This is a genomic window from Streptomyces aureocirculatus (genome assembly GCF_000720475.1).
In the GTDB taxonomy this organism is placed as follows: Bacteria; Actinomycetota; Actinomycetes; order Streptomycetales; family Streptomycetaceae; genus Streptomyces; species Streptomyces aureocirculatus.
In genome coordinates this window covers 21,074-27,694 of sequence record NZ_JOAP01000067.1, presented here as the reverse complement: position 1 = coordinate 27,694, position 6,621 = coordinate 21,074, and the positions used below count along the sequence as shown (strand labels likewise).

Sequence of the window (6,621 nt, the reverse complement as noted above, 5' to 3'; positions counted from 1 at the left end):
CCACCAACCCACCCGTTACTGGACACACCGCCGTACCGCACGACCCCCCGGCGGTCCCACCGCCCCCCGCTGTGGGCAATCGTCCCGCAGGGCGGGACGGTAGGCACAGCCCAGGCGGACGGCACCGTCAATGTGGGCGGCCAGCCGTGCCGCCGGTGGGGCGCAGGCCCCGGGCCTAAAGCCCGAGCACCGCCCGCTCCCGCTCGGGGTCAAGCCCCTTCCGGGGCCGGTCGGGCCGCTGGGGAGCAACCCCACCAAGGCTCCGGAGCCAGGAAAACGTACCGGACACGGTCTCGCCGACGGACCGGCACCGCAGACCGGCGGCCACCGCCTTCCCCACGGCGGTGTCATGCATCGTGTCGTACAGCTCACCCGGCGGCAGCCACACCGGCAGCTCCTCCCAGGGCGCGATGCCCGCGTCGAGAACCACCTCGGGCGCGACCCACCGCAGCTCCACCCCGGGCCCCCCGGCCACGTCCACACACGCTTCGAGCAGCTCGCCCATCGTCACGTGCCCGACGGGGCAAACCACGTTGTACGGCCCGGAAAGCCCGGCCACCACCGCGTCAAGCGTCCACTCGGCGAGGTCCCGCACATCGACGTACTGGACGGCGGCGTCGCGCGGCCCGGGCGCGAGGACGGGCCCGCCCCGGGCGACCCGGCCGAGCCACCACGGCAGCCGCCCGACGTTCTCGTAGGGGCCGAGGATGAGACCGGCCCGCACGAGCAGCGTCCGCCCCGCCCCGAAGGCCTTCTCCGCCGCCAGCTCACCCCCGCGCTTGTCCTCCGCGTACGCCACCGGATCGGCGTCCGGGTCCCCGTCCACAAGGGGGTACGACTCGTCCGAACCGGCGGCCCCGGGATAGCGGTAGACCGAGGCGCTCGACACGTACACGAAGCGTTCGGCCCGCCCGGCGAGCACCCGCGCCGCGTCCCGTACGGCACGCGGCCCCCCGGACCAGGTGTCGACGACGGCGTCCCACGTACCGCCGTCGTCGGCGAGCGCCGCGAGCCCCTCGGCCGTCGTGCGGTCCCCGTGCACGACCCGCACCCCGTCCGGCGCCGCGTGCCGCCCGCGGTGGAAGACCGTCACGTCCCAGCCGCGGGCGAGCGCCGCCTCCGTGACGGCCCGGCCCACGAACTCCGTACCACCCAGCATCAGAAGTCTCATGGGGCGACTCTGCCGCCGGAACAGGCCACAGGGGAACCGGATTCCGCCAACAGGAGAACCGTTCCGCCACAGGGGGAGCGGGCGGCAGCCGGAAGAGGGGCGGTGCCGGGGAACGTGCCGGGCGTCAGCCGGCGGTCGGCGACGTCGGCGGCGCGTACTTGTACCCCACCCGCCGCACCGTCTGGATGGTCGCGCGGTGCTCGGCGCCGAGCTTGCGCCGCAGCCGGGCGACATGGACGTCGACGGTCCGCCCGTCGCCCACGTGCCCGTACCCCCACACCGTCGTCACGAGCTGATCGCGGGTGTGCACCCGGTGCGGATGCGCGACGAGGTGGGCGAGCAGCTCGAACTCCAGGTACGTGAGGTCGAGCTGCTTCCCCTCGACGTGCGCGGAGCGCCGTACGGGGTCGACGTGGACGGGGCCACGGCTGCCCCCGGCCTCCGGCGACCCGGCTCCGGGGATGTCCGGCCCAGCGGCGAGGTGCTCCTGGCCCGCGGGCAGGAGCACCAGGTAGCCGATCATCGGGGGCTGCCCCGGCTGGGTGGGCAGGGCGTGCTGAGGGGCGGGCAGCAGGGTCGCGCCCGGCGGCAGGAAGCCCGAGATGTCGGCGAGGCCGGAGACCTGGGCCACCTCACCGGGGGCCACGGCGCGCAGCCTGCCCCGCGCCGAGGGAGCGCCGCCACGGGCGGCGGCCGGTGCGGTGGCGGGGGCACTCGCGGTGGCGGTCGCGGTGGAGAAAGTACGGGAGTTCGCCATGAGTCAGCTCTTTCGCGCTAAGGAGTCGTCTAGGACGTACGTCGTGCGCGTCAGGCCGGAGGCCGGGAAATGCGGCTTCAGAGGGCCCGCGCGCTCAGCGCGCGGCAACACACCCGGTCGAAGTCGTGATGCTGCCGGGAAGGCCAGAAGGGCTCGAGGTCATGACGACCCGTCGCGGTGTTCTGGAAGCTGCCCATGGCCCCATTGAAGCAGATGAGCGCGGGACCGGCGGATCCCTCTCGCACGTTGGGACGAACCCTTGACGCACCCCCGGCCCGAACTGGACTTATCCGTCACGCCTTTGGGGCGCCCACCAGGCAGGTGGACGCCCCGGAACCCGGCGGACCGGGCGTCGGATCAGACCTGTCCGGCCTTCTCCAGCGCCGCGCAGCAGGTGTCGACGAGCAGCCGTGTCACCACGTACGGGTCGACGTTGGCGTTCGGGCGGCGGTCCTCGATGTAGCCCTTGCCGTCCTTCTCGACCTGCCAGGGGATGCGGACGGAGGCGCCGCGGTCGGAGACGCCGTAGCTGTACTCGTTCCAGGGGGCCGTCTCGTGCAGACCGGTGAGGCGGTCGTCGATGCCCGCGCCGTAGTTCTTGACGTGGTCCATCGGCTTGGAGCCCTCGCCGAGCGACTCGCACGCGGTGATGATCGCGGCGTACCCGTCGGGACCCTCGCGCATGGCCTTCGTGGAGAAGTTGGTGTGCGCGCCCGCGCCGTTCCAGTCGCCCTTGACCGGCTTCGGGTCGAGGGTGGCGGAGACGCCGAAGTCCTCGGCGGTGCGGTACAGGAGCCAGCGGGCCACCCACAGTTGGTCGGAGACCTCCAGCGGGGCGAGCGGTCCGACCTGGAACTCCCACTGGCCCGGCATCACCTCGGCGTTGATGCCGGAGATGCCGAGGCCCGCCTCGATGCAGTTGTCCAGGTGCGCCTCGACGACGTCACGGCCGAAGATCTCGTCCGCGCCCACGCCGCAGTAGTAGCCGCCCTGCGCCGCGGGAAAGCCGCCCTCGGGGAAGCCGAGCGGGCGGGCGCCCTTGAAGAACGTGTACTCCTGCTCGATGCCGAAGATCGACTCCTGGTCGGCGAACCGCTCGGCGACCTCGGCGAGCGCGGCCCGGGTGTTGGACGCGTGCGGCGTCATGTCGATGTCGAGGACCTCGCACAGGACGAGGATGTCCTCGCCGCCGCGGATCGGGTCCGGGTAGTGGGCGACCGGCTTGAGCACGCGGTCCGAGGCGTGGCCCTCGGCCTGGCTGGTGGACGAGCCGTCGAAGCCCCAGATCGGCAGCTCGGCGCCGCTCCCCGGGTGCTGGTCGGCGGCCAGGATCTTCGTCTTCGACCGCAGCTTGGCCGTCGGCTCGGTGCCGTCGATCCAGATGTACTCAGCCTTGAAGGTCACGGGCTCATCCTTTGCCGCTCGGTACGGTGCAGCCGTGCGGGGTGCTGCGGTCCGTGGTGATGTCGGCAGCATGTCAACGCGCGGTTTCCCGTCCGTTGCCCGTTTGTGAACCCCGTGTTACCGGGGTCGGCGGGCGGTCGCGACCCTCACCGGGAGAGCGCGTCCCGTACCGCCTCCTCCGTGCGGGCCACCACCGCGGTGCCGTCGTCCGCCGTGATGATGGGCCGCTGGATGAGCTTCGGGTGGGCGGCGAGGGCCTCGATCCAGGCTTCGCGCCCCGACGCGTCACGCGGCCAGCGCGTGCGGTCCTTCAGGTCGAGCTCCTTGGCGGCGGCCTCCTGGGTACGGGTGATGTCCCAGGGCTCAAGGCCGAGGCGGCCGAGCACGCCCCGGATCTCGTCGGCGGTCGGCACGTCCTCCAGGTAGCGGCGCACGGTGTAGTCGGCGCCCTCCGCGTCGAGCAGGGAGAGGGCGCTGCGGCACTTCGAACAGGCGGGGTTGATCCAGATCTCCATGCCGCACAGGCTACCCGTGAACCACCCGCCCCACAGGTCCTCAAACCCCCTCTGGCCAGGGAAGATTGACCGCTCGGGTAACGGTCGTTGTCAGTGCCGGGACGTAGAATGGAAGCAATGTTCGAGGGGGCCCGCGAGGGTTCCTGAACGCGACAGGAGGATGCCTGTGCCCGCTGCCGCACTGCCGTCGAAGTCCGCCACGACCCGCTCCCGTACGTCCCCCGCCGCACGCTCGTCACGTACGTCCCGCGCGGCCCGCCCCACGCGCTGCGACGTGCCGTACGTCCCGCTGGAGAAGCGCCCCCTGCCCCCCGGCCGCCCCCGCGACTGGTACATCACCCACAACCGCCGCCTGAAGGCCATGCGCCTGGCCATAGCCCTGCTCGACTCGGGCGTCCTGGTCCCGAACCAGGCGAACAACATCCGGATCCGCACCATGGCCGAGACGGTCGGCATCCACCCACCGTCGGACACCACGTGCCACATGGTGCGAGCCCTGATGCGCTACAGCCGCTGACGCGGCGCGATGCCGTGGGCCGGGCCGCTTCGGCCCACGGCTCCGCGCGGTGCGCCAGGCATGGCTACGCTGGCCCGACCGGCAGAATCGAGGCCCCATGCCCACGACCGTCAGCGTGTTCACCCTCGGCGGCACCATCTCCGCGCACGCCGGCGGCGAGGCCACCCGGCTCTCCGGCGCCCAGACCCTGGCCTCCGCGCCGGTCCCCGACGGCGTGGCGGTGGAGCTGCACGACGTACGCCAACTGCCGGGCTCCTCGCTGACCCTGGAGGACCTGGCCGACCTCGCCGAGCGGGTGGACAAGGCCACCGCGGCCGGTCACGGCGCGGTCGTCGTCCAGGGCACCGACACCCTGGAGGAGACCGCCTTCCTGCTCGACCTGGTCTGCGCACACCGCGCACCCGTCGTCGTCACCGGTGCGATGCGCCGCCCCGACCTGCCGGGCGCGGACGGTCCCGCGAACCTCGCCGCGGCCCTCGCCGTCGCCGCGGACCCCGACTGCGGGGGCCTCGGCGTGCTCACGGTCCTCGCCGACGAGATCCACGCGGCCCGCCATGTACGCAAGGCGCACACAACGTCCCTGACAACGTTCGCCTCGCCCGGCGCGGGCCCGCTCGGCCGCGTCGTGGAGGGCGTCCCGCACATCCTGCTGCGGCCAGGGAAGGCCACGGTGGAGCGGCCGTTGCGGCTGCGGGCCCCGGCCCCCGTCGCCCTGCTCACGCTCTCCCTCGGCGACCGCGGTGAACTCCTCGAAGCCGTGGACGACCGCTTAGGCGGCCTCGTCGTGGCCGCGTTCGGCGCGGGCCACGTACCGCGCGGCCTCGTCGACCGCCTGACCGCGGTCGCTGGACGCATGCCCGTCGTCCTCGCCTCCCGCACCGGCGCGGGCCCCGTCCTGAGCGATACCTACCGGGGGCCGGGTTCGGAGTCCGACCTGCTGGCCCGCGGCCTGATCTCCGCGGGCCACCTGGACGGACCGAAGGCCCGCCTGCTCCTGTACGCGCTCCTTGCCGACGGCGCCGACCGGGCGGGCGTGGCAGCCGCCTTCGACCGGTTGCGGACGGGCTGACCACCAGCCCTCGGGCCGGGGGACTATCCGAGCTGCTCCGGCGTCACCGTCAGCCACCGCTTGTCCGCCGTCACGGGCTGCCCCAGCTCCCGCTGCCGTGCCGCGTTCTTCCGCTTCATCGCGTCGAGCTGCTTCATGTAGCTGTCCTTGCGGTCGACCCACACCCGCACGCCCCCGTGCCGCACGTCCGCCGAGTGGAACAGCATCGGGCCGTCGCTCACGGGGGTGTCACCGGCGACGAGCACCGGCTGCTTCCACTCGTCGATGTACGTGGAGATCGCCGCGGGCTTGCCCTGGTACCAGGTCAGTGGCGCCCACAGGTTCGGCGTCAGCTCGTACTTCGCGAGCCGCGCCCGGTCCTTCGGCCCGAACCGGCCCTCGGCGATCTCCTTGCGGGAGCTGGTCACCCGCCCCGTCCTCGGGTCCTTGAGCTGCATGCCGACACCGATGACGTTCTGCGGCTTCACCCCGTACCCGTACTTGGGGTCGGCGAGCACCATCCGCACCAGGTCCTCGCTCGCCGCGCTCACCACGTACACCTCGATCCCGTGCGCGCTCAGCGACCCGTACAGCTCCCGCATGCCGGGGGAGAACCGCGGCCGCTCGACCTCGGTCCTGGTGACCTTGCCGTTCTCGTAGTACGTGGCCGGGATCGGCTTGTCGTACGCCAGGAGCTCGTCCACGTACCCCTTGAGCTTCGTCAGCGTGAAGCCGGAGAAGATCTGTGCCGCCCACGGGTAGCAGACCTGGTCGTCGACCTCGCACAGGCGGTTGTAGTAGCTGTAGAGGCTCTCCTTGTGGCCCGCCGTGTCCTTGAAGGGGATGACCTTCAGGGAGGGGTCCATCGACTTCCGCGTCAGGACGCCCTTCATCTCCAGGAACGGGAGCAGGGACTCCTCCAGATCGTGGCGGTACGTCGTGTTGTCCGCGTCGAAGACCGCGTACGCGCCTTTGCCCCGGTTGTCCGCGATGACCTTGCCCAGCTTCCGGGCCACCGGCTTCGGCCAGTGCTTCAGCTCCGCCGCGGCAGCGCGGGCGGCCGCCGAGGACGCCGCGGGGCCCGCCTTCGCGCCGGCCGCCTTCGCGTCGGCCGTGTTCGGCCACAGCGCGCCGCCCGCGAACACCGCCGCCGCCAGCGCCCCCGCCGCCCCGACGGCCGCCAGCTTGCCCTTTGCCCGATTCGCCATG

7 protein-coding genes are annotated in these 6,621 nt (G+C 72.6%); 2 read left to right on the top strand and 5 right to left on the bottom strand.

The window, feature by feature from the left end; all coding sequences use genetic code 11:
* Positions 1–175: 175 nt before the first annotated feature.
* The 4 genes from IG78_RS0137460 to IG78_RS0137445 form a co-directional block, all read right to left on the bottom strand.
* A complete protein-coding gene (locus tag IG78_RS0137460) occupies positions 176–1,171 on the bottom strand; it encodes an NAD-dependent epimerase/dehydratase family protein (RefSeq protein WP_030572945.1) in 996 nt (331 codons plus the stop codon).
* A gap of 124 nt (positions 1,172–1,295) precedes the next feature.
* The gene (locus IG78_RS0137455; protein ID WP_030572943.1) at positions 1,296–1,928 is read right to left on the bottom strand and encodes a winged helix-turn-helix domain-containing protein; all 633 of its coding nucleotides are present in this window, start codon (positions 1,926–1,928) and stop codon (positions 1,296–1,298) included.
* Positions 1,929–2,285: 357 nt separating this feature from the next.
* Complete coding sequence (glnII, locus tag IG78_RS0137450; protein WP_030572941.1) at positions 2,286–3,332, bottom strand: glutamine synthetase; 1,047 nt, start codon at positions 3,330–3,332, stop codon at positions 2,286–2,288.
* Between the two features lie 146 nt (positions 3,333–3,478).
* Positions 3,479–3,847 (bottom strand): arsenate reductase family protein, encoded by a 369-nt coding sequence (locus IG78_RS0137445; protein ID WP_030572938.1) that lies wholly within the window; start codon positions 3,845–3,847, stop codon positions 3,479–3,481.
* A gap of 166 nt (positions 3,848–4,013) precedes the next feature.
* Between IG78_RS0137445 and IG78_RS0137440 the strand changes: the two genes are divergently transcribed.
* Together IG78_RS0137440 and IG78_RS0137435 are read left to right on the top strand one after the other, a co-directional pair.
* Positions 4,014–4,364, top strand: coding sequence for a hypothetical protein (locus IG78_RS0137440; RefSeq protein ID WP_078965884.1), 351 nt, complete (start codon positions 4,014–4,016; stop codon positions 4,362–4,364).
* A gap of 97 nt (positions 4,365–4,461) precedes the next feature.
* Positions 4,462–5,433 (top strand): asparaginase, encoded by a 972-nt coding sequence (locus tag IG78_RS0137435; protein WP_030572931.1) that lies wholly within the window; start codon positions 4,462–4,464, stop codon positions 5,431–5,433.
* Between the two features lie 23 nt (positions 5,434–5,456).
* Here IG78_RS0137435 and IG78_RS0137430 read toward each other — a convergent pair whose 3' ends face one another.
* The gene (locus IG78_RS0137430; protein ID WP_030572928.1) at positions 5,457–6,620 is read right to left on the bottom strand and encodes an HAD family hydrolase; all 1,164 of its coding nucleotides are present in this window, start codon (positions 6,618–6,620) and stop codon (positions 5,457–5,459) included.
* Position 6,621: the final 1 nt, after the last annotated feature.

Coding starts and splice junctions, on each gene's coding strand:
- IG78_RS0137430 (WP_030572928.1), bottom strand. CDS start 6,620: ATGGCGAATCGGGCAAAGGGCAAGCTGGCGGCCGTCGGGGCGGCGGGG.
- IG78_RS0137455 (WP_030572943.1), bottom strand. CDS start 1,928: ATGGCGAACTCCCGTACTTTCTCCACCGCGACCGCCACCGCGAGTGCC.
- IG78_RS0137435 (WP_030572931.1), top strand. CDS start 4,462: ATGCCCACGACCGTCAGCGTGTTCACCCTCGGCGGCACCATCTCCGCG.
- IG78_RS0137445 (WP_030572938.1), bottom strand. CDS start 3,847: ATGGAGATCTGGATCAACCCCGCCTGTTCGAAGTGCCGCAGCGCCCTC.
- IG78_RS0137460 (WP_030572945.1), bottom strand. CDS start 1,171: ATGAGACTTCTGATGCTGGGTGGTACGGAGTTCGTGGGCCGGGCCGTC.